This is a genomic window from Terriglobia bacterium, from assembly GCA_020072845.1.
Taxonomy (GTDB): domain Bacteria; phylum Acidobacteriota; class Terriglobia; order Terriglobales; family Acidobacteriaceae; genus JAIQGF01.
The window spans coordinates 1-20702 of sequence record JAIQGF010000024.1; the positions used below are offsets into that span (position 1 = coordinate 1).

Here is a 20702-nt window from a genome sequence, read left to right on the forward strand (position 1 = left end):
ATCGTTACGTGCTGACCACCCGCATTTCCGCCCCGGAGATTTATCGCCGGGGCCAGACGTTTCATTCCTCGCCGCATCCGGCCGGCGCGGGGCGCGGCGGCGCAGCGAACGTTTCCGCGGTGCGCGTCGTCCTGGAAGTGCACGACATCGATCCCAACAATCCGCCCACCATCGTGGCGGCATCCACGGTGCTATTCGACGACTCCCTGCCCGCCGCGCCGGATTACTGCGCCTACGCGCTGATGAATAGCGCGGCCGGCGCAGGGCTGCATGCGTCGGTCGCTTTCACCCGCATCTTGCGCGCGGTCGATGCCGAGGTCCGAAGCTGCAAGCTGGCAGGCAGTTATCGTACCCGGCTCGTGGGCGCGCTCTCCGACGGCGCCGAGTGCGGCGTCTACAGCACGGGGGAACTCTCGTTCTTCTCCGCCAATGTGCCGGCCGCGAACGAGAAGATCATCGTCAGCTACCGCTCGTCGGGACGTGCCGTCGCGCGCGTTTGTGATCCCGCCAGCATCGCCGCCAACACCGCGGGGACGGACGACGGCGTGCGCGGGCAGGTAATCTCGTTGGCCGCTCCGCCCGCCCGTACCACCGATGATTGCGAACAGGCCGCGCTGGCGTTTCTCGACGACAGCACGCTGCCGGCCTGGTCGGGCGAGTATGCCGCCTGGAGCGGCTTCCTCCCGGGCGGCGCGTCCGACGTTGTGCCCGGCGATGCGCTTGCCGTCAACGTCCCTTCGCGTGCGGCTAATTTCCGCGCGATCGTGCGCGAGGTAGAGATCGAGGCCACTGACCTCGCCGGCGACAACGCCCGCTACGTCATCAAGTTTGCCAACGACTCCGCCGCGCCCCTCGCCTTCGAATTCGGGACGGCCGCCAACGCCGCCGTTCCCGAACAAGCTGCAACCGCCCCCGCCAATGGCGCCCTGCTACCGCCGCTGACCGAGGCCGAGGTGATTGACGTCACTTCGACCTCGGTCATGATCGACACGCATGCCGATCCGCCCCCCGGGGGCGGGCTCGAAGTGCGCCGCAGCGATGCCGGCTGGGGCCCCGACAACGACCGCAACCTCATCGGCCGCTATACCGGCCAAATCGCGTACCTGGCGCGCCTTTCGCGCGTGCAGGACTTTTATCTCCGTCCCTACGACGGCTCGGCGCCGCCGCGCTACTCGCGCGACTCCGTGCTGCTGCACGTGGACTATCCCTTGTAGCTTTCGGCCCGACACTTACCCACAGGACTCATGTATGCATGAAATCGTCGTAACCGATTTCGAGCGCCAGGTGCTGGCAGACCTTGCCGAAATCAAAACCAACATGCGATGGCTGCTGGGCAACGGCAAGCCCGGCTGCATCCAGGAACTTACCGCCCGCGTGGAACGCCACGAGCGCGTTGTGCAGCGTTTCACCGGCATCGGTGGCCTGCTTGCCGGCCTGCTCACGCTGCTTCACGTCGGCCTGACTTATTTCCGGATGCGGTGACCCGATGACCAAGGAAGAATTTCTGGCTGCCGCCACCCGCGCAGCCCTCGCCTGCTCTCGCACCAGCCGATTTCCGCCCGGGATCACTGTCGCGCAAGCAGCCCTGGAGAGCAACTGGGGACAGTCCCGGCTCAGCCGGGATGCCCACAACTACTTCGGCATCAAAGCGCACGGCGATCACGCGCGCGTCGCTTACCCGACGCTGGAACATGTGAACGGCCGCGATGTGCGCGTCAGCGCGGAATTCGCGCGCTACGACTCGATGGAAGATTGTTTTGCGGACCGCGACCGCCTCATCGCTACGGCGCAGTGCTACGCCGGAGCCCGCGCCTGCGGCGGCGATCCGGAAGCCTTCGCGCGTGCCCTGGCCGCTCACTGGGCCACGGACTCCCATTACGCGGACAAACTGCTGCGCGTGTACCGAGACAACCGCCTTAACGAACTTGATTCCAGATCGCCCGATCACCCGATCACCGGGTCACCCAATTCCACAACACCCGATTCTTCATGCAAGGAGCAACCATGAATTTCCTGGCAACTCTTCTGCGCGGTATCGCCTTCGTGCCCGCTGTCGTGCAAGGCGTGGAAAGCCTGTTTGGCAGCAAAGCGGGCAGCGACAAGAAGGAAGCCGCGCTCAACTTCGTGGCCTCGGCGCTCGCCATCACCGAAGCCGTGAGCAAGAAAGACATTGTCGACGTGGAGAACTTCCGCGGCGGTCTCGGCCAGATCATCGACGGCACCGTGCAGTGCCTGAACGCCTCCGCTTGGGCGAAAACGAAATAGTCTTCAGTCTTCAGTGTCCAGTCGTCAGTCTTCAGGCCACTTCTCGGGCGGTCTTTTTTCGCTGACGACTGACGACTGGCGACCGAAGACTGAGGACTGGCGCCTACCCCAGCGGCTCGTTCCAGTTTTCCAGGTACCTGGCTACGTCGCGCAGGAACTGGTCGCCCACCGCGCCGTCGATCACGCGGTGATCGTAGCCGAGAATGATGTGGCAGATGGATCGTATCGCGATGGAATCGCCGGCGTTCTCGTCGCTGATCACCACCGGTTGTTTCTTGATCGAGCCGACGCCCAGAATCGCTACCTGCGGTTGCATGATGATGGGCAATCCGAACATCTGCCCGTAGCTGCCGGGATTGGTGACCGTAAAGGTGCCGCCCGCGACCTCATCGGGCAGCAGCTTCTTGCTGCGCGCGCGCTCGGCGAGATCGATGATCGCCCGCTGGATGCCGAGAAAATTCAGTTCCTCGGCGCGCTTGATCACCGGCACGATCAGCCCCCAATCCAGCGCCACCGCGATGCCGAGGTTCACGTTGCGGTGGTAATGGAGGTTGTCGCCCTCGACCGACGCGTTGACGATCGGCCAGTTGCGGATGCTTTCGATGGCTGCCCGGCAGAAGAACGGCATCATCGTCAGCCGCGTGCCCGTGCGCTGTTCAAAGCTCGCCTTCTCGCGCTGCCGGATGGCCATGACGCGCGACAGGTCCACTTCAAAAACGCTGTGCACGTGCGCGCTGGTGCGCTTCGACTGCACCATGCGCTCCGCGATTTTCTTACGCATCGCCGACATCGGCATCACTTCGCCGGGAATGGCGATGGGCTGCTGCGACGGCATCGCCGGGGCCGCGGATCCGGGCTGGTACGCCGGCGCGCTCGCCGCCGGGCGTTGGGCGGGGTGCTCGACGAAGCGGACGATGTCTTCCTTCGTGATCCGTCCGCCGAGGCCGGTGCCCTGCACCTGGTTCAGATCAATGCTGTTCTCGCGCGCGATGCGGCGCACCAGCGGCGACGACCGTATCCGTTCGCCTTCTTCGCCCTGCCCGTGCGGGAATTGCAGGACCGTGGACTCGTCCTCCTGCTCTTCGCCGGCGGTTGTCTTCGCGGCGGTTTTCGCGGGCTCCGGCGCGCGCTGCGCGGCTTCGGGTTTCGCAGTTGCCGGCGCGGCGGCCTGGGGTTGCGGCGCTGCGGCGGGCGCGCCCGCAGCTTCGCCCTCGGCGGCGATCGTCCCCACCACCGTGTTCACTTGCACGGTCGTGCCTTCGGGAACCTTGATCTCCTTCAACACGCCCGCCGTCGGCGACGGAATCTCGGCATCAACCTTGTCGGTGGAAATTTCAAACAGCGGTTCGTCACGCGACACCTTATCGCCCGGCTTCTTCAGCCACTTGGTGATGGTGCCTTCAAAAATCGATTCCCCCATCTGGGGCATGACAACGTCAGTCGGCATCGTCGTCCTTCTTTCGCAAAATCAGAGCGGGATCACCGCTACAGGGCGCGCGGACACCCCATCCGCAACCGGACATTATAAGTCTTCAGTCTTCAGTCTTCAGTCTTCGGTCTTCAGTCGCCAGGCAACGCGCAGATCCGTTTTCCTGAAGACTGACGACCGACGACTGAAGACTAATACGCCATCAGCCTTCGCGCCTCGCGCGCGACATCGGCGGCATTCGGCAGAAACCATGCCTCCAACGGCGGCGAGAACGGCACCGGCGTGTCCCTCGAGGTGATGCGCACGATGGGCGCGTCCAGCCAGTCGAACGCCTCTTCATTAATGATGGCCGCCACCTCGCCTGCGATGCCGCCGGTGCGAACATCTTCGTGCAGGATGATGGCGCGGTTGGTCTTCTTGACCGTCGCCGCAATCGCTTCGCGGTCCAGCGGTAGCAGCGTGCGCAGGTCCACCACTTCCAGTTCGATGCCTTCTTTCGCCAATGTTTCCGCGGCTTCCAGCGCCGTATGCACCATGGCCGCGTAGGTGATCACGGAAACGTGCCGCCCTTGGCGCGCCACGCGAGCTTGGCCGAGCGGGACCGTGTAATCGCCTTCGGGCAGCTCTTCTTTGATGCGCCGGTAGAGAAATTTGTGCTCGAAAAATATGACGGGATTGTTATCGCGGATCGCCGACTTGATCAGCCCCTTGGCGTCATAGGCCGTCGCCGGGCAGACCACCTTCAGCCCCGGCACGTGCACAAACCACGCCTCGGGATTCTGCGAATGGAACGGCCCGCCATGCACGCCGCCGCCGGAGGGCCCGCGTAAGACCAGCGGCGCCGGCGCGCCCCAGCGAAAATGCGCCTTGGCGACCATGTTGACGATCTGGTTGAAGGCGCAGCCGATGAAGTCCATGAACTGGAATTCGGCGACGGGCCGCATTCCGGTGAGCGACGCGCCGAAGGCCGCGCCCACGATGGCCGACTCGGCAATCGGCGTGTCAATGATGCGCTCCGGCCCGAAGCGGTCGACAAAGCCTTCGGTGACCTTGAACGCGCCGCCGTAAACGCCGATGTCCTCGCCGATGCAGAAGACGCTGGGATCGCGCTCCATCTCCTCCCAGATCCCCTGGCGAATGGCTTCGAGATAAGTGACTTCTGGCATGAGTTTCAGTTTCAGTTTCGGTTTCAGTAGCCGAAAACCACAACCGCGGATTAACGCGGATCAACGCGGATCAGGACTCGTTTCGATTCGCGTCGAGCGCGCCGAACAGCCCGCAAATCTTGTCGATCCTCGGCAACTTCAACTCTTCGCCGATGATCTCTTAAGCGCCTACCGCGTGCTGGGTCATACGTGTTAACTAAATGAATCAGGACATTATTTGCGGACCAACACCACACTCCGTCGCATGCGCTGATAGGTACGACCGGCATCGAGCTCATGTCAGTGATCGACGCAAGCATCGACTCTCGAGTTTTTGTGCTGATTCCGCGAATGTCTCCGGGCCGGAGATCAGTTAACCATTTTTCGACGGCGGCAGAAGCCGACGGAGCACGCACCTGACGGATGTACGTGCCGCCTTTGTATTCGCAAAAGACTGTAAAAAGCGACATGGCGTTTCTCAAGGCTATTTCAAATGTCCCGCCGCCTCGACATGCTTGCGTCCGGCGGATTTCTTTTCGTTCGGATACTGCGGCACCGCGTACTTCAGCTTCACCTCGTGGCAGCCCTCGCACCACACCTCGAGCGGCGTCGTCGCGGGGTCGGGCATCGGTGAATTCACCGCGAATTCGCGGTCTTCGTCCAACTGGCGCTCGACCTCCGCAATCAGTTTTTCGTTTTCCTCGCGCGTGAGCCACTTCTTGGCGTTGACCAGGTAATTTTCGAAGCGCGCAATCGGGTCGCGCCGCGTCCAGTACTCGAACAGCGGGCGCGGCACGTACTGCGCCGCGTCGTGGATGGCGTGGCCCTTCATGCGCATCATCTTGGCCTCGATCAGCGTCGGGCCCTCGCCGCGGCGGGCGCGCTCGCAGGCCTCATGCGCCGCGTCGTACACCTGGCAGGCGTCGGTGCCGTCCACGATCACGCCCGGAATGCCGTAGGCAATCGCGCGCTCCGCCAGGTCCTTCACGAGGAACTGCTCGTCGGTTGGCGTGGAGTACGCCCAGATATTGTTTTCGACAAACAGCACCAGCCCGAGCCTCTGCACGGCGGCAAAATTCAGCCCCTCGTAGGTGACGCCGGTAGACTGCCCGCCATCGCCGACGTAGGTCATGACCGCGATATTGCACCCTTGCAGGCGCGCGCCCAGCGCCACGCCGGTGAGCACGGGAATCAGGTCGCCGAGGGTAGAGATGGGCGCCACGGTGTTGCGCTCGCGGATGTCGCCGAAGTGCGAGCTGGCGTCCTTGCCGAACGTGGGCGAGCCCGCCTTGGCCATGTACTGCATCATGATGTCGCGCGCGGAGAACCCCTTGACCAGCAGCGAGCCCTGGTTGCGGATCATCGGGCCCATCCACTCGTCTTTTTTCAGCGCGAACGTCGAGGCGCACGAGCACGCCTCCTGCCCCAGCCCGAAGTACACCCCGCCGACTACTTTGCCCTGCTTGTAGAGATTTTCCAGCGCCGTTTCCATGCGCCGGTTGAGCAGCATCCAGCGGTAGATTTCGATGTGCTGCTGGCGCGAAAGATATTTCGATTCGCGGATCGGCGGCGCCGGCTGGCTGAGGTCGCCATGAACGATGTAGTGGACCTCGTCGCCCTCGCGCACTTGTTCGATTTTGAAATCCGGCTTCTCCAGCCGCCAGTCGGGAATGGTGTAGCAGCGCTGGTCAGAGGCGCGCGCGACGTCCGAGTGCTGGAGCGCGCTCGCCTGCTTTCCGGAATTGTTAGATTTGCCGGAACGTTTCTTGGCCATGACCGTGAGCGGACATTATTGCACCGCCCAACGAAATGGCACACTGCGGGCAGGATTTCAGCCGTCCCTACGGGACTCGTACGAATTTGCCGTCATGTCCCGCCACTGGAGTGGCGGGCTATTTTCACGCCGTCCCGTACGGGACGGAATGAAAGTAGCCCGGCAGTTTACTGCCGGATTCACGACAGTCAGATGGGAGCCGGGGATAGCTATTGGCGCGGGGAAATTCCTACACCCTTATCCTTGCAGTAAACATATGTGTGCTACTCAGTGAATAGCGATAAACGCGAGCGGGCGCGTGCGGGCGGGGCGGAGGTCGGCGCTGGTGTGCGCGCGCGCGGGTTGTCGTGCGGGCGGGCGGGGCGTGGGGCGCGGGCATCAAGTTTCCGCGCGTGCTATGCCCCGCGCGGGGACCGAAAAGACAGCATTTCAGCGGGAACGTGTATCATAAAGGCCAGAAGAATTTGGGCAGAGGGAGAACAGAATTTCCACTGTGCGCAAAGATTTTCCTCTGTCAACGACCAAGGGCTTTAGCTGCGGGACCGCCGTTTATGTCGGATCATGGTGATTGCCCAAGGCTTTGCCTTGCTTTAGCCCCAGTTGGCTTTTTGGCAAGAGTCGTGCTGCTTTTGGTTCACTGTACTTTTGGGACGTTGATCCTCAATGGAGACCGAACTAATATTGCACCCGTCGGTTGACTTCAGGTGTCGAAATCAGTATGGTTCCCCGGTCAAAATATTGATCGACGGAAGTTGGAGACGAAGATGAACGCTCAGGCTGCAATCCCGGTTGACGTCGACGCTCTAACCGAAACGGACGATTCATCGTCTCCAGAAATATTGCGCGATGATGTCTACAGAGATGTTGTAGAGATCGACGGCGGCAATTTGGAATTGCTGAAAACGACCACTGATGAATTTGTCCGCTCCGGTTCCGGCAAGTAGTTCATCCCCCGAGCGCATTTCTTGTTCTGGATCTAGAACAACTAACAAGAACTCTTGTTGAACGTGTGTTCTGTGTGGTAATCTCCCTGCCTTCAAGACCTCATATACCTATTTTGGTTGCACTCTCGGCGCTTCGCTGCCTTTTCGAGTGTGCGGTCAAGAGAGTCGGATGCTTCAAGGAAAGTTCGAACTTCTCGCTTTTCTGATCGGCGCAGCCTTAGGCATCTTCTATGCATTTGATGGCTGGCGAGGTTCCTTCGAAGAGACGGATCTAAAGGATTCCCCCCGAGTCAAGAACTTCATCTGGGTTATTGTGGGCGCTTTCGCCTTGTTTATTGGGGATCTGAAGGCCATAGACCCAAGCATCGAAAAGCAACAGGTTCTGCTAGTTTATGTCATCGGGTTCCTAACGTTAGCCGTCGTTGTCGTGGTCGCCTGGGGCATGGCCATTTTCTTGAAGTTCTTGTTTTTGCGACTATTCGATCGTCAGAACTACCCGTCGCCGCCATTTACGCCTGTGTTGGATTATTTCTTGCATGGGGCTCGAATCCAGCGCCAAAGATACGAGAAAGCGTTGGAGAGCAAACACAACCTCGCACGCAGAAGATTTCTCCATAACTACGGAAAACAAGTTGCCGCCACGATGGCGGCTGTGTATGTAGTTTCTGAAGACCTAACCAGCAAGAGAGAAGTCATCGTTCAGGTCCTTCGTTCAATTCAAGGTGCCGTTCGCGAGCACAACGCCCATGTGGATGGCCTTGAGGTGAATTGCAATTATATGCGAGCGTATCCAAAGACTGCACTGCCAGAACTGAAAGGGAGACTCAAATTTACTTTCGGCAGCTTGGACCGATATCCGTGGTTCTTGGCACTTGAGGAATATGCAGACGATAAAGGTAGAGAGGACTTCGTACTTCCAGTGGAAGAAAGACGCGAACACAAATCCGATCGTAAGTCCCTGCCTGGAGCCCCACTCGCGTTCTTACTCAATGAAACGATCGTAATCGACGACCTAGACCACTTTAAGTACCCACGAAATCTGCCAAAGACAGTAGTAGAAGAATTACGAGCTTATTTTGAGGGAAAGTCGTTCAAGAGTTTTGGTTCACTTAACATCCGCGTTAGCGGCAAGCGCCTTGGCATAGTAAACGTAGAAGCGAACAAGCCGTTTGTGTTCGGGCGAACTGAAGAAGAGAAGACAGAAATTACCGCGCTACTTCATCCATTCTGCCAGCTTCTAGGGCAAATGATCTTGAAACTGTGAGGGTTGTGCATGCCTGAGATTCTAAACGATGAAGTCTACAGAGTTGTGTCGCAGATTGGCGACGGCCGGATCGACTTATTCGAGAAGAGCACTAACGAGTTTCTTGCAGAGGTGTCTCGGACGCATTTGCCGTCGCCTCCTGCCACTGAAGCAGCGGGCTGTTCTCACGCCGTCCCGTACGGGACGGAATGAAAGTAGCCCGGCAGTTTACTGCCGGGTTCAACGACAGTCAGATGGGAGTCCCGTAGGGACGGCTGATGTGCCTAGGTCCAGAAGGTGTCTTCTTCGCCCGCCATCTTGCGCAGCTCTTCCGGCGCACGCGCAGGGACACCGACCGAACGGCCAAGCAGGGCATCAAGCGAATCCACCCAGACGATCTGCGAATTGAATACGCGCCCGAAGTTGCGCGCCACCGACTGCGCGACTTCGTCGAGCGCAATCGCACGCCCCAGCGCCCGCTGAAGGGAGGTGACCGGCCTGGTCGAGATGCCGCAGGGGACAATGAGATTGAAATTCTCGAGATCGGTGTTCACGTTCAGCGCGAAGCCGTGCGACGTGACGCCGCGCGAAATGTGCACGCCGATGGCGGCGATCTTGGCTTGCGACTCCGCGGGCGAGGGCGCCCGCGCCACATTGATCTGCGTCCAAACTCCGGTCATGCCGGCCACTCGCTCGGTCGGGATGCCGAAATCGGCGCAGGTGCGGACCAGCGCTTCTTCCAGCCGCCGCACATAATCCACCGCGCCCAGCGTTTTCTTCTGCCCGTCCGGGCCGAGAAAGCTGCGCAGATCGAAGATCGGGTAGCCGACCAGTTGCCCCGGCCCGTGGTAGGTGACGTCGCCGCCGCGGTCGCACTCGAACAGCTCGACACCACGCTGCTTCAGCAATTCATCGGAGGCGAGCACGTTGTTCCGCCGTGCGTTGCGCCCCAACGTGATCACCGGCGTGTGCTCCAGCAACAGCAGAACGTTGGCAATCTCGTTGTTCTTGCGCAGCTCGACCAGCCGCTGCTGCAAGCGCAGCGCGGTGGCGTAATCCAGGGTTCCGAGTTGGACGACGGAAATAATCATAAGAAACTAGCCACAGAGGTCACAGAGGAAATGGGGGCAAGCAAACGGATAAGCAAGAATCCTCTGTGTCCTCAGCGGCTAAAAGTCTATCGCCAGACCTTCCACGCTTTCCATTGCGTCCAGCATGCCCTCGGAGAGTGTCGGGTGGGCGTGAATGGTGTACATCAGGTCCTCGACCGTGGCTTCCATTTCCATGGACACCACCGCTTCGGCGATCAGCTCGGTCGCCGACGGCCCGATGATGTGCACACCGAGGATCTCCCCGTACTTGGCGTCGGAGACGACTTTGATAAACCCCTCATGCGCTCCGACGATGGATGCGCGCGAGTTGGCGGTGAACGGGAATTTCCCCAGCTTCACCTGCCGCCCCGCTTGTTTGGCGGCCGCCTCGGTCATGCCGACGCTGCCGATCTCGGGATGACAGTAGGTGCAGGCGGGAATGCGGCTGCGATCGATCGGCTTGGCGTTTTTCTTGGCCATGTGCGCCACCGCGACCTTGGCCGCAATAAATCCGGCGTGCGCCAGTTGCGGCATGCCGGCCACGATGTCGCCGGCGGCATAAATGCCCGGTTCGGCGGTTTGCATCCAGCCATCGGCGTGGATGAAGCCGCGCTCGACCTTGATCTTTGTCTTCTCCAGGCCGATATTGTCGGTGAGCGGCTTGCGGCCGACGGCGATCAGCACCTTTTCGGCCTCGACTGTCTGCGCTTTTCCTCCCACCTCGAACGTGACCGACACGCCGTCTTTCGTCTTGTCCACCTTGCTTACCGAAGCGTTCACGTGGGTCTTGATGTCGCGCTTGCGAAATGCGCGGTCGAGCTCTTTGGAAATGTCCTCATCTTCCAAGGGCACGATCCGCGGCAGCATTTCAAGGACGGTGCAGTCGGCGCCGAAGGAGTTGTAGATGGAGGCGAACTCCACGCCGACGGCGCCCGAGCCGACAATGATCAGCGACTTGGGAATCGCGCCCAGGCTGAGAATCTCGATGTTGGTAAGAATGCGGTCGTCCGGCGCCGTGCCGGGAAGCATGCGCGCGCCCGAGCCGGTGGCGACAATCACGTTTTTCGCTTTTACGACGCTGCGCCCGCCAGCCGCACCGGTATCCAGCTCAACTTCGAGCACGCCGTTCTTCGCCGGGCCGGTCAGGCGGCCGAAGCCGGTGAGGGTCTCAACCTTATTCTTGCGCATCAGGAATTCCAGGCCCTTGGCGTGCTTGGTCACGATCTTGTTCTTACGTTGCTGGATCGTGCCCCAGTTCAGCTTGGGCGTGCCCACGTCTTCGATGCCGAATTCCTGCGCCGCCTTGAGGTGGTCCCAGACCTCGGCATTGAACAGCAGCGCCTTGGTGGGGATGCAGCCCACGTGCAGGCAAGTGCCGCCGAGTTTGTTGTCCTTCTCGATGAGGGCGACTTTCAGTCCGAACTGCCCGGCGCGGATGGCTGCGGTATAGCCGGCCGGGCCGCTGCCGATGATGGCTACGTCATAAATCTTGTCTGCCACGTCGAGTCTCCGTACTACCAGGAATTTGAGCGGAACCGCAAACCAAGGATTTTACGACACGGTATTACGATTCGCGAAGGAGTGCGGCCACGATGAGCCGCACGCTGAACGCCAGGAACGGATTTCACGCGGACTCGTGACTACTGGCAATTCAGAGGTTCGGCGGCCAACGACCATCGACCATCGGCCATCGACTCTTCCCCGAACCAACATCGTAAGTAGCTGACCTGCCGTTATCTCGAAACCGCCGCCCCAATGTGGCTACACTTGCACCAGGTTCTGTGTGGGTGGGAGGTTGTAGATGAGCAAGACGGCGATTTTGTATTGCGAAGCCGATGCTAAAGTTCTGTCCACACAGACCAAGCTGTTCAACCAGGCAGGCTATGCGGTGGTACCCATCGAGGGCCGAAAGGCCATGGAAGCGGCAGTAAAGGCAGGCGGGTTCGATATCGCGATCCTCGGCCACACGCTGACGCGCGATGACCGCCATCACCTGCCGTACATGGTGAAGAAGGGCAACCCGGCGGCGAGTGTGATCGTGCTGCATGCCAGCGGACGCCATCCGGCCGTGGACGTCTCGCTGGATTCGCGCCTGGGTGAACGGGCATTGCTGGAGGCGATTGCGCAGGTGGTGGCCCAGCCGGTCGCCGTCTAGCGCAAAAATCTTGTGCGTGCGTTTGAAACAGCTCCGGCGGACGTACAGGAAATACTCAACAAGCCAATTTGCGACCTCGGCCTGCGCCTCGACGGCTCGCCGCTGGAGCGCTTCGTCCAGCAACTCTATGGCGAGTGCGAACGCAAAGGGCTGAAGCAGTTTCGCCCGCCGTGTTACCTGACCGACGAGTGGGGATGTCCATCGGGCGAGCCGGTGGTCGGCATCCCGTTCTACCTCGCCAACCCGCAGCTATCCAAACTGGAACGGGAGATGAACGATCTCGAGGACGCGCGCGAGATCATGATGTACCTGCGCCACGAAGCGGGCCACGCCTTCAACTACGCCTACCAGCTTTACAAGACGCCGGAGTGGCGGCAGCTGTTCGGCTCGTTCCGGCGCGCCTATCGCGACAATTACCGGCCGGTTCCCTTCTCGCGCAGCTATGTGCGCCATATGGCGGGCTGGTACGCGCAGAAGCATCCCGATGAAGACTTTGCCGAGACCTTTGCCGTCTGGCTGACGCCGGGGTCGCGCTGGCGCACCCGCTATCGCGGCTGGCCGGCGCTGGCGAAGCTGAAGTACATGAACCGGATCGCGCACAAGCTGGGCGACACGCCGCCGCTGCGCGCGAAGGGCGACACCGACATAACCGTGGCGGACATGCGGGCTACGGTCGGCGATTTCTACCAGCAGATGATGGCCGACGAAAACTCCTTTTCCGACCTCGCGCTGGATTCAGATCTGATCGACATCTTCATTGCGTCGAAGCGCAAGCGCAAAGGCGTGCGCAGCGCCGCCGAGTTTCTGCGCGAGCATCGCAAGCTGCTGACCGACAAGGTGACATACTGGTCGGGGGTGCGGCGGCCGATCATCAAGAAACTCGTAGAATCGATACAAGCGAGGGTGGAGCAACTGGCGCTGCGGGTGGAAGTGGCACGCGAGGCCGAACACCTGACCGACATCACGGTGTACGCAACCGCCCTGGCGATGAATTACCTGGCGCGCGGAAAGTTCGCGCAGCCGTAGAGGCAGTTATGAACGGAGCCAAGTTGAAGATCGCGGTGCTCTACGACGTGTGGGAAGAAGAGTCCGCGGAACCAGCAGTCGAGAAGCGGGTACGGCGCAAGAAAGGCGCCAAGCCGCGCCGCAAGGAGAAACACGACCGCGAAGAGATCTTCGAGGCGCTGGAGAAGCTCGGCCACGAGCCCTTCTACCAGGTGGTGGACGGACGGCCGGCGTCGCTGTCGGCGCTGGCCAAATGCGGCGCCGACCTGGTGTTCAATCTCACCGAATCGTTCGCCGGCGACGACACCAAGGACATGAACATCACCGCCTACCTTGACCTGCTGGACCTTCCCTACACCGGTTCCGGGCCGCACGGCCTTTTCCTGGCGCAGGACAAGGCGGTGGCCAAGAAACTTTTTGCCTTCCACGGAATTCGGACGCCCTACTTCGCGACCGCCTGGAAAGGCCGCACCGAGCATGCCGACGACGTCTCCTTTCCGTTGATCGTGAAGCCGATGTGGGAAGACGGCTCCATCGGGATTGACGACAAGGCGCTGGTCGGCAGCGTGAAGGAACTGATGGAGCGGATCGAGTACGTCCAGGAAGAGTTCGACTGCCCGGCGCTGATCGAGGAGTACATCGAAGGCCGCGAAATTTACGGCGCGGTGCTCGGCAGCTATGAGCGCGCCGAGGCGCTGCCGCTGGTGGAACTGGATCTTTCCAAGCTGCCCAAGGGCGTGCCGCGCATTGCCACCCAGAACGTGAAGTTCGAAAAAGACACCGAGGCGTACAAGCTCACCAAGTCCGCGCCCGCCGAAGACCTGGATGAGGCAACCACCGAGCGGCTGACCCAGACCGCGCTCAACGCGTACCGCGCGTGCAAGCTTCGGGATTACGGGCGTATTGACATGCGGCTCTCGCCCAAGGGCGACGTGTACGTGATCGAGGCCAATCCCAATCCCTGGCTTTCCAGCGCGCAGGAATTCGCCATGGCCGCGCGCAAGTCCGGCAGAACCTACACGCAACTGATCGGCGAGATCGTGGAGCTGGCAGCTACGCGCTGCAAGCTCAGGAGCAAAGCCGAAACGGCGACGTAGTTACCTGGCCCGCGCACCCTCGAGGAATCGCTGCACCACCAGGTTGAACCGCTCCGACCCGTCCGCGAACAGCGCGTGGCCGGCATCTTGATGGCAGAGCGGTCCACATCAATTTCTATATCATAGCTGCTATCGGATAACGATGTTGCAAACAGTGGAATAAGGCACAGTAACTGTGATAGTATTGAGAACGATATGCCAACACCAGCGAAGAAGTATCAGATCACGACAATTCGCATGCCTACCGGCCTGTATGAGCAAGCTCGGAGGGTTGTCAAGGCGAGAAACGATGTCGGAAGCCTGAACGAGCTGGTAGTCGAGGCCGTCAAGGAGAAGCTCCAGGACCTGTCAGAAGAGGAGATCGACGCGGCATTTGCCGGGATGGCAACCGATCCCGACTATCAGCGTGATACCGTCACTATGGCGCGAGAGTTTGCCCACAGTGATTGGGCTGCATTTATGGCAACCGAGAAACAGGATGAGCAAGACACCCACCAACCCCAAACAGCTGCCAAAGCCCACTCGCGGTGACGTTTTTGAAGCCGCACTGGATCCGACAAAAGGCAGCGAGCAAGCAGGGACTAGACCTGTCATCGTCGTCAGTAGGGACTCGATCAACGCCAACAGTCCGGTGGTGGTGGTAGTCCCTACGACTGACGCTGCGAACGTAAAAAAGCAATACCCAAGTCACGTATTCCTGGCAAAGCAGTGCGGCGGTTTAACGAAGGACAGCATGGCGAAGGGTGAGCAGATTCGGGCGATTGAAGTGTCGAGATTCACAAACTATTACGGCAGGCTGGACGCGACCCAAATGGCGAAAATTGACACTGCTATTAAGACGACGCTGTTCTTAAAGTAATTCCCTGCCAGAACGTCAGTTTTGCCTCCCCTACGCCAGCAACTTCGCCGCATCCTTGGCGAAGTAGGTGAGGATGATGCTGGCGCCGGCGCGCTGGATCGAGGTCAGCGATTCCAGCATGACGCGATCGCGATCGATCCAGCCATTGCGCGCGGCGGCTTCGATCATGGCAAACTCGCCCGAGACCTGGTAGGCCGCCACCGGCACATTGCAGCGCTCGTAAGCGGCGCGGATCACGTCCAGGTAGGGCAGCGCCGGCTTGACCATGATGATGTCGGCGCCTTCCTCCAGGTCAAGCTCGATTTCCTTCAGCGCCTCGCGGAGGTTGGCGGGATCCATCTGGTAGCTGCGCCGGTCGCCGAACTGCGGCGCGGAATCGGCGGCCTCGCGGAACGGCCCGTAGAAACCGCTGGCGAACTTGGCGGCGTAGCTGAGGATGGGAGTGTTGGTGAAGCCGTTGTCGTCGAGTCCCTTGCGAATCGCGGCCACGCGCCCGTCCATCATGTCGCTGGGCGCAATGATGTCCATGCCGGCCCTGGCCTGCGAAACCGCCGTCTTGGCCAGGATGTCGAGGGTAACGTCGTTCACGATCTCGAACTCGTCGGCCAGCGCCTGCTCGACCGCCGCGCCCACCGACTTTGTGACCACAACGCGCGCGCCCTGGTGCGCCGGTCTCGCCTTCTGCTGCACGATGCCGCAGTGCCCGTGGCTCATGTACTCGCACAGGCAGACGTCGCCGACCACCATCAGTTCGCGGACCTCGCGCTTGATCGCCCGGGTGGCGCGCTGCACGATGCCGTCATCTTCCCAGGCGCCGGTGGCGATCTCGTCCTTCTTTTCCGGCAGGCCGAACAGGATGACGGCCGGAATGCCGAGCGCCTTCACCTGGCGTGCCTCTTTCACCGCCTCGTCAACCGACAGGTTGAAGACGCCGGGCATGGAGCGGATTTCCTTGCGCACACCCTCGCCCGGGCAGACGAACAGCGGGTAGATGAAGCCCTCGGGGGTAAGGCGGGTTTCCCGGACAAAGGAACGCAATGCGTCGCTGGAGCGCAGGCGGCGCGGGCGCTGAATGGGAAAGCTCATAACGACCTCGCGATGAAAGTACGGCGGGGCCCCCAGCGCGCGCCGGTTTTGCGCGTGATGGGGTACTCCTGAATTCTAGCACCCGGAATCGCGCCCGAATGCCCGCGAGGCATGATTTATGCCGGCGTGATGGCGATCACCGACAGTGGTGACCCGTCGACATTGTGGCGGTAGCGCTTTCGTTGCCGGCTGCGCAGCACCGAGTACCAAGGTCCTGCTCGGTACCAGGTACTCGGTACTCGCAGTTACGCCGAAACGGAGTTCGTGTGTTCCGTCTCAACCGGCTTGGGGGAGGAAGAAATCTGAATGTCAGGCGTCTTATGCCGCGCCGATTCCGCCCGCCGCATGTCAATGCTGCCCTTGAAATACGCGCCTTCCTCGATGCTGACGCTGTGCGCGGTGACGTCGCCGACCAGCGAGCCGCCGTTGCGGATGTCAATGCGCTCGCTGACATTCACGTTGCCGACCACCGACCCGCGCACCACAACCTCGCGCGCGACCACGTTGGACTGCACGGTCGCTTCCGGGCCGATGTTCAGGTAGGAGGTGTCCAGGCGGATGGCGCCTTTCACGTGACCTTCCACGTGCAGCGGTTCGGAACCGGTGATGTCGCCGGTGAGGGTGAGGCTCTTGCCGATCACCGAAACGTTCTGCGGCGGCAGCGTGGCGACGCGCGCGGCCATCGAGGTTTCATGAGGCCGCGGCACTGCCGCCAGAGGTTCGGGCGTGGGCGAGCTCTTGGGAGGGTAAGTTGGCTTGTCATTCCACATAGGTAAATGCCTCCGGGGACCGTGGCGTTCTGAATTCATATCGCGGCCCGGCCCCCGAGCACAGGTGCCGATAGGCCATGGCCCCGTGACCGGGGTCCCCGTCACGCGCCGCGCGTGATGGGGTGGGAGTCATTGGCCTTCAGTGCCTCGCGAGCCAAAACCGTTTACCATGTCGAGGATGCCGGAATCCCTGCGCCATACCAGCGCGCGCGTGCTGGAATTCGATGCGCTGCGCCCGATGCTGAGCGGCTATGCCTGGTCGCCGCTGGGCAAAACGCGGGTGGAGCGGCTGCAGCCGACCGCCGACCGGGCGTGGATCGAGCGCCAGCAGCAGCTCACCGCCGAGGTCCGGCGCTTCCTGCGCTCCGGCGGCCACTTCGATTTTTCCGGCCTTACTGATCCCGGAGTGCTGGTGGAAAAATCGCGCATTGAAGGCGCGGCGCTGGAAACCGTGCAATTGCGCGATATCGTGCTGGTGGTGGACCGCGCCGACGAGTGGCGGCATACCTTGCAGAATCCGCCGTCGGCGATGCGTGCGCCGAAACCGGGCGAGCCAGCGCAAGCGACGGACGATGCCGGGAATCCCTGGCCGGCGGTAACCGAACTTTCGGCCGCGATTTCTGACTTCACGGAATTTCTTCGCTACTTCCGCAACAAGATCCTGCCCGACGGCACCCTGGACGATCGCGCCTCGCCGGAACTGGCGCGCGTCCGCCGCGAGGTCGAGAAGCAGAAGCGCCTTATCCAGGACTCGCTGCACGCCTACCTGCGCCGGCTGGCCGAGGGCGGCGCGGTGCAGGAAGAGCTGGTCACTATCCGCGGCGAGCGCTTCGTGATCCCGGTCAAGGTGGAGCAGAAAAAGCGCGTGCAGGGCGTGGTGCACGGCGCCAGCTCCAGCGGGCAAACGGTGTTCGTCGAGCCGCTGGAAACCATCGAGCAGAACAACGAACTGGTCCGCCTGCTGGAAGAGGAGCAGGAGGAGGTCCACCGCATTCTGCTGGACATGACGCGCCGCGTGGCCGAGCAGTCGTGGGCCATCCAGGCCGCCACCGACGCGCTGGGCGAACTCGAGCTGCAATTTGCCAAGGCCCGTTTCGCCGACGATTACCGGTGCGCGGCGGTCACTTTTACCTCCGGCAAATTGTTCTTGAAAGACGCGCGCCACCCTCTTCTGGAGCGCACTCTGCGCGGGAAATCACAGTCCGTGGTGCCGATCACGGTCGAGCTTGACGCCGGCCCGGATGTTGCGCGTGATGGAGTGGAGGATCACCGCCAGCTCGTGGTCACCGGCCCCAACACCGGCGGCAAGACGGTTGCGCTCAAGACCATCGGCCTGCTCGCGCTGCTGGCGCAGTCGGGCATTCCCGTGCCCGCGGACCGCGCCGAGCTTCCGGTGTTCGACGCCGTGCTCGCCGATATCGGCGATTACCAGTCGATCGAGCAGAACCTCTCGACGTTTTCCGCCCACGTCACCAACATTGATTTCATCTCGCGCACCGCGACGCCGGATTCGCTCGTGCTGCTGGACGAACTTGGCGCCGCCACCGATCCGGAGGAAGGCGCGGCGCTGGCGGTCGCCATTGCCGAGCACTTCCGCCGCCTCGGCTGCACCAGCGTGATCTCGACCCACCACACGTCGCTGAAAGTGTATGGCGCGAATACGCCGGGCGTGCTCAATGCCGCCGTCGGCTTCGATGAGCGGACCCTGCAGCCGACCTACGAACTGCGCGTCGGCGTGCCCGGGGCCTCGGCGGGCATCAACATTGCGCAGCGGCTCGGCCTGAATCCGGCCATCATTCGCTCGGCGCGCTCCCGCCTCGGCGCGCAGGCGCAGGACGTCGGCAAATTTCTCGACCGCCTCCACGGCGAACTGCGTGAAGCCGAAACCGAACGCCGCCGCCTGCAAGCGCGCGAGCAGGAACTGCAGCGCGAAAAGGACCGTCTCGCCGCCGAGGGTTTGAAAGAGCAGCGCGGGCGCATTCGCGAACTAGACGACAAGCTGGCCTCGCTGATGCGCGATTTCGAGTACCACGCGCGCGAAGCGGTGCAGGCGGTGCAGGACCGGGCCGCGCAGCAAAAGCTGTCGAAAGAAGCGGAGCGGCGCATTGCCAAGCTGCGGCGCGAGTTTCGCGAGCAGTTCGACCAGACGGTCGTCGCCCACACCACCGGCGCCGACCGCGAGGACCAGCACGCGCAGCCCCACGTTGTGGGGCGCGTCCTGGAGGGCGACACGGTAAAATTGAAATCACTGGGGCGCACCGGGCAGGTGAAACGCCGGGTGGGCGACGACCAGTACGAGGTCGCGGTTGGTGCGATGACGATGAAGATTCGCCAGGACGACATCGCGGAGGTAGTCGCGCGCGCCGCCGATAACCCCGTCAGAGCCGCCCGCGCACACGGCGTTTCCGTCACGCTGGAGAAAGAAGACCTGACCACGCCGACCGAGATCAACGTCATCGGCCGCAACGTGGATGACGCCACCCGCGAGGTCGAAAAATTCGTGGACCGTGCTTTCCTGGCCGGGCTGCCGAAGGTCCGCATCGTGCACGGCAGCGGCATGGGCATTCTGCGGAAAGCGCTGCGCGAATATCTGAAGTCGCATCCTCACGTCGCCAGCGTCGCCGAGCCTCCGCAGCAAGAGGGCGGCGGCGGCGCGACCGTGGTGGAGCTGCGAGTATGACTGCCGAAGAGATCTGGAGAGACCTGATGGCCGGCAACGAGCGCTTCCGCAGCGGGCAACCGCAGCCGCGCGATCTGGAGCGTGAACGCGAAGCGGCGGCCCAGGCCCGGCAGCCCAAGGCAATGATCTTGGCTTGCTGCGACAGCCGTGTCGCCCCGGAGATCATCTTCGACCAGCGGCTCGGCGATTTGTTCGTGGTGCGCGTCGCCGGCAACGTCGCCGACAAGTTGGCGATCGGCTCCCTCGAATTCGCCGCCGATCTTCTGGGTGTCTGCTTGCTGATCGTCATCGGCCACCAGCATTGCAAAGCCGTCGAGGCGGCGTGCTCCATTGACAAGGCCAGCTCGCCGAACATTAAGGCAATCATCAAGGCAGTCCGAAATTCCGGCGCCTCGGCCGGCATCGACGGCGGCGGCCAGGATGCCCTGCGCAACGTCGAGAAACAGGACGCCCGCGCGGTGGCGCAGGCTGTGCTCGACCGCAGCGACCTCCTCCGCGACCGCGTGCGTCGCGGTGATTTTGCAATCGTGACCGCTTATTACCACCTTGACACCGGCACGGTGGAGCGGCTGTAATTTCGGCCCGGTTTTCCAACGCTCCCGCAAGTTATCGCCAAGTTTTCCACAGGTAATCAACAGAATTAATGCAGTTAATTGTTGTGAGCAGCGAAGCGCCTTGAGAATCTACCGACAATCTCGAATGGGGTTCTTGTATGAAAGACAATCTCCCCCAGGCCCCCGAGTGGATACCAGAGTCGGAGTTTCGCGACACGCTGCTGGTGCGGAAGCTTCCGGCCGCGTTGCGCGACAAGAATTTCTTCTGGATCAACGTGCGCCAGTACCTGACGCACGATGACGCGCAGTTGCCGCCCGAAGACTATCTCCGCCACTGGCAAGAAATTTACGAGTGCTGCTTGTCGGATGACCTTTCGAAGTTGCGACGCGTTTCGTACCTCAGCTTCGAAGTGCCGCAGCGGAATGACGTGCACTAGCCAGCGGACAGGTTCGCAAGGGCGCCGATAAGCCGCGCCGCAAGCCGTCAAGAGGACCTTGGCGGCCGTGGCTGAGCGTACTTCTGTCGCCCATCACCCTTCATTTCCACCGCGACACAGAGGTTATCCACAGCATTTCGTCTGCCGGCGTTTAGTTCCGCCTGCAAT

The 20702-nt window shown here is 61.7% G+C and carries 21 protein-coding genes; 14 read left to right on the top strand and 7 right to left on the bottom strand.

Features of this window, described 5'->3' with window-relative positions; translation table 11 throughout:
- The 4 genes from LAN70_18660 to LAN70_18675 all read left to right on the top strand — a co-directional run.
- Positions 1-1214, top strand: a 1214-nt coding sequence (locus tag LAN70_18660; protein ID MBZ5513174.1) for a hypothetical protein, incomplete at its 5' end; no start/stop codon positions are given.
- A gap of 34 nt (positions 1215-1248) precedes the next feature.
- The gene (locus LAN70_18665; protein MBZ5513175.1) at positions 1249-1482 is read left to right on the top strand and encodes a hypothetical protein; all 234 of its coding nucleotides are present in this window, start codon (positions 1249-1251) and stop codon (positions 1480-1482) included.
- 4 nt (positions 1483-1486) lie between these two features.
- Positions 1487-2008, top strand: a complete 522-nt coding sequence (locus LAN70_18670) for a glucosaminidase domain-containing protein (GenBank protein ID MBZ5513176.1) — start codon at positions 1487-1489, stop codon at positions 2006-2008.
- On the top strand, positions 2005-2265 hold the full coding sequence (locus tag LAN70_18675; GenBank protein ID MBZ5513177.1) for a hypothetical protein: 261 nt from the start codon (positions 2005-2007) through the stop codon (positions 2263-2265). The genes LAN70_18670 and LAN70_18675 overlap by 4 nt, the downstream gene beginning before the upstream one ends.
- Before the next feature lie 103 nt (positions 2266-2368).
- On the opposite strand, the gene sucB is transcribed toward LAN70_18675, so the two are convergent.
- The 3 genes from sucB to LAN70_18690 all read right to left on the bottom strand — a co-directional run bounded on the left by sucB (position 2369) and on the right by LAN70_18690 (position 6613).
- Positions 2369-3712, bottom strand: coding sequence for a 2-oxoglutarate dehydrogenase, E2 component, dihydrolipoamide succinyltransferase (sucB, locus tag LAN70_18680; GenBank protein ID MBZ5513178.1), 1344 nt, complete (start codon positions 3710-3712; stop codon positions 2369-2371).
- 173 nt (positions 3713-3885) lie between these two features.
- Complete coding sequence (locus LAN70_18685; protein ID MBZ5513179.1) at positions 3886-4860, bottom strand: alpha-ketoacid dehydrogenase subunit beta; 975 nt, start codon at positions 4858-4860, stop codon at positions 3886-3888.
- Between the two features lie 463 nt (positions 4861-5323).
- A complete protein-coding gene (locus LAN70_18690) occupies positions 5324-6613 on the bottom strand; it encodes a thiamine pyrophosphate-dependent dehydrogenase E1 component subunit alpha (GenBank protein MBZ5513180.1) in 1290 nt (429 codons plus the stop codon).
- A gap of 764 nt (positions 6614-7377) precedes the next feature.
- On the opposite strand from LAN70_18690, the gene LAN70_18695 reads away from it, so the two are divergent.
- Both LAN70_18695 and LAN70_18700 read left to right on the top strand, forming a co-directional pair.
- On the top strand, positions 7378-7557 hold the full coding sequence (locus LAN70_18695; protein ID MBZ5513181.1) for a hypothetical protein: 180 nt from the start codon (positions 7378-7380) through the stop codon (positions 7555-7557).
- Between the two features lie 169 nt (positions 7558-7726).
- Positions 7727-8821, top strand: a complete 1095-nt coding sequence (locus tag LAN70_18700; protein ID MBZ5513182.1) for a hypothetical protein — start codon at positions 7727-7729, stop codon at positions 8819-8821.
- A 263-nt stretch (positions 8822-9084) separates the two neighbouring features.
- Here the strand turns inward: LAN70_18700 and lipB are convergent, their stop codons facing one another.
- Together lipB and lpdA are read right to left on the bottom strand one after the other, a co-directional pair.
- Positions 9085-9891 (bottom strand): lipoyl(octanoyl) transferase LipB, encoded by an 807-nt coding sequence (gene lipB / locus LAN70_18705; GenBank protein MBZ5513183.1) that lies wholly within the window; start codon positions 9889-9891, stop codon positions 9085-9087.
- Between the two features lie 78 nt (positions 9892-9969).
- Entirely contained in the window at positions 9970-11391 is a 1422-nt protein-coding gene (lpdA, locus tag LAN70_18710; protein ID MBZ5513184.1) for a dihydrolipoyl dehydrogenase, read from the bottom strand.
- A gap of 301 nt (positions 11392-11692) precedes the next feature.
- Between lpdA and LAN70_18715 the strand changes: the two genes are divergently transcribed.
- The 5 genes from LAN70_18715 (at position 11693) to LAN70_18735 (ending at position 15007) form a co-directional block, all read left to right on the top strand.
- Entirely contained in the window at positions 11693-12046 is a 354-nt protein-coding gene (locus LAN70_18715; GenBank protein MBZ5513185.1) for a hypothetical protein, read from the top strand.
- Positions 12047-12058: 12 nt separating this feature from the next.
- A complete protein-coding gene (locus tag LAN70_18720; GenBank protein MBZ5513186.1) occupies positions 12059-13072 on the top strand; it encodes a putative zinc-binding metallopeptidase in 1014 nt (337 codons plus the stop codon).
- Positions 13073-13080: 8 nt separating this feature from the next.
- The gene (locus LAN70_18725; protein ID MBZ5513187.1) at positions 13081-14148 is read left to right on the top strand and encodes a D-alanine--D-alanine ligase; all 1068 of its coding nucleotides are present in this window, start codon (positions 13081-13083) and stop codon (positions 14146-14148) included.
- A 195-nt stretch (positions 14149-14343) separates the two neighbouring features.
- Entirely contained in the window at positions 14344-14679 is a 336-nt protein-coding gene (locus tag LAN70_18730; GenBank protein MBZ5513188.1) for a CopG family transcriptional regulator, read from the top strand.
- Positions 14627-15007, top strand: a complete 381-nt coding sequence (locus LAN70_18735) for a type II toxin-antitoxin system PemK/MazF family toxin (GenBank protein MBZ5513189.1) — start codon at positions 14627-14629, stop codon at positions 15005-15007. The genes LAN70_18730 and LAN70_18735 overlap by 53 nt, the downstream gene beginning before the upstream one ends.
- Positions 15008-15037: 30 nt before the next feature.
- Here the strand turns inward: LAN70_18735 and hemB are convergent, their stop codons facing one another.
- The gene (hemB, locus tag LAN70_18740) at positions 15038-16093 is read right to left on the bottom strand and encodes a porphobilinogen synthase (GenBank protein ID MBZ5513190.1); all 1056 of its coding nucleotides are present in this window, start codon (positions 16091-16093) and stop codon (positions 15038-15040) included.
- A 245-nt stretch (positions 16094-16338) separates the two neighbouring features.
- Positions 16339-16863, bottom strand: coding sequence for a polymer-forming cytoskeletal protein (locus LAN70_18745; protein MBZ5513191.1), 525 nt, complete (start codon positions 16861-16863; stop codon positions 16339-16341).
- A gap of 169 nt (positions 16864-17032) precedes the next feature.
- Between LAN70_18745 and LAN70_18750 the strand changes: the two genes are divergently transcribed.
- The 3 genes from LAN70_18750 to LAN70_18760 all read left to right on the top strand — a co-directional run bounded on the left by LAN70_18750 (position 17033) and on the right by LAN70_18760 (position 20534).
- On the top strand, positions 17033-19543 hold the full coding sequence (locus LAN70_18750; protein MBZ5513192.1) for a Smr/MutS family protein: 2511 nt from the start codon (positions 17033-17035) through the stop codon (positions 19541-19543).
- Positions 19540-20118: a carbonic anhydrase gene (locus LAN70_18755; GenBank protein MBZ5513193.1), complete on the top strand. Its 579-nt coding sequence runs from the start codon at positions 19540-19542 to the stop codon at positions 20116-20118. Before LAN70_18750 ends, LAN70_18755 begins: the two co-directional genes overlap by 4 nt.
- A 137-nt stretch (positions 20119-20255) precedes the next feature.
- On the top strand, positions 20256-20534 hold the full coding sequence (locus LAN70_18760; GenBank protein MBZ5513194.1) for a hypothetical protein: 279 nt from the start codon (positions 20256-20258) through the stop codon (positions 20532-20534).
- Positions 20535-20702: the final 168 nt, after the last annotated feature.

Coding starts and splice junctions, on each gene's coding strand:
- LAN70_18665 (MBZ5513175.1), top strand. CDS start 1,249: ATGCATGAAATCGTCGTAACCGATTTCGAGCGCCAGGTGCTGGCAGAC.
- LAN70_18670 (MBZ5513176.1), top strand. CDS start 1,487: ATGACCAAGGAAGAATTTCTGGCTGCCGCCACCCGCGCAGCCCTCGCC.
- LAN70_18675 (MBZ5513177.1), top strand. CDS start 2,005: ATGAATTTCCTGGCAACTCTTCTGCGCGGTATCGCCTTCGTGCCCGCT.
- sucB (MBZ5513178.1), bottom strand. CDS start 3,712: ATGCCGACTGACGTTGTCATGCCCCAGATGGGGGAATCGATTTTTGAA.
- LAN70_18685 (MBZ5513179.1), bottom strand. CDS start 4,860: ATGCCAGAAGTCACTTATCTCGAAGCCATTCGCCAGGGGATCTGGGAG.
- LAN70_18690 (MBZ5513180.1), bottom strand. CDS start 6,613: ATGGCCAAGAAACGTTCCGGCAAATCTAACAATTCCGGAAAGCAGGCG.
- LAN70_18695 (MBZ5513181.1), top strand. CDS start 7,378: ATGAACGCTCAGGCTGCAATCCCGGTTGACGTCGACGCTCTAACCGAA.
- LAN70_18700 (MBZ5513182.1), top strand. CDS start 7,727: ATGCTTCAAGGAAAGTTCGAACTTCTCGCTTTTCTGATCGGCGCAGCC.
- lipB (MBZ5513183.1), bottom strand. CDS start 9,891: ATGATTATTTCCGTCGTCCAACTCGGAACCCTGGATTACGCCACCGCG.
- LAN70_18715 (MBZ5513185.1), top strand. CDS start 11,693: ATGAGCAAGACGGCGATTTTGTATTGCGAAGCCGATGCTAAAGTTCTG.
- LAN70_18725 (MBZ5513187.1), top strand. CDS start 13,081: ATGAACGGAGCCAAGTTGAAGATCGCGGTGCTCTACGACGTGTGGGAA.
- LAN70_18730 (MBZ5513188.1), top strand. CDS start 14,344: ATGCCAACACCAGCGAAGAAGTATCAGATCACGACAATTCGCATGCCT.
- LAN70_18735 (MBZ5513189.1), top strand. CDS start 14,627: ATGAGCAAGACACCCACCAACCCCAAACAGCTGCCAAAGCCCACTCGC.
- hemB (MBZ5513190.1), bottom strand. CDS start 16,093: ATGAGCTTTCCCATTCAGCGCCCGCGCCGCCTGCGCTCCAGCGACGCA.
- LAN70_18745 (MBZ5513191.1), bottom strand. CDS start 16,863: ATGTGGAATGACAAGCCAACTTACCCTCCCAAGAGCTCGCCCACGCCC.
- LAN70_18750 (MBZ5513192.1), top strand. CDS start 17,033: ATGTCGAGGATGCCGGAATCCCTGCGCCATACCAGCGCGCGCGTGCTG.
- LAN70_18755 (MBZ5513193.1), top strand. CDS start 19,540: ATGACTGCCGAAGAGATCTGGAGAGACCTGATGGCCGGCAACGAGCGC.
- LAN70_18760 (MBZ5513194.1), top strand. CDS start 20,256: ATGAAAGACAATCTCCCCCAGGCCCCCGAGTGGATACCAGAGTCGGAG.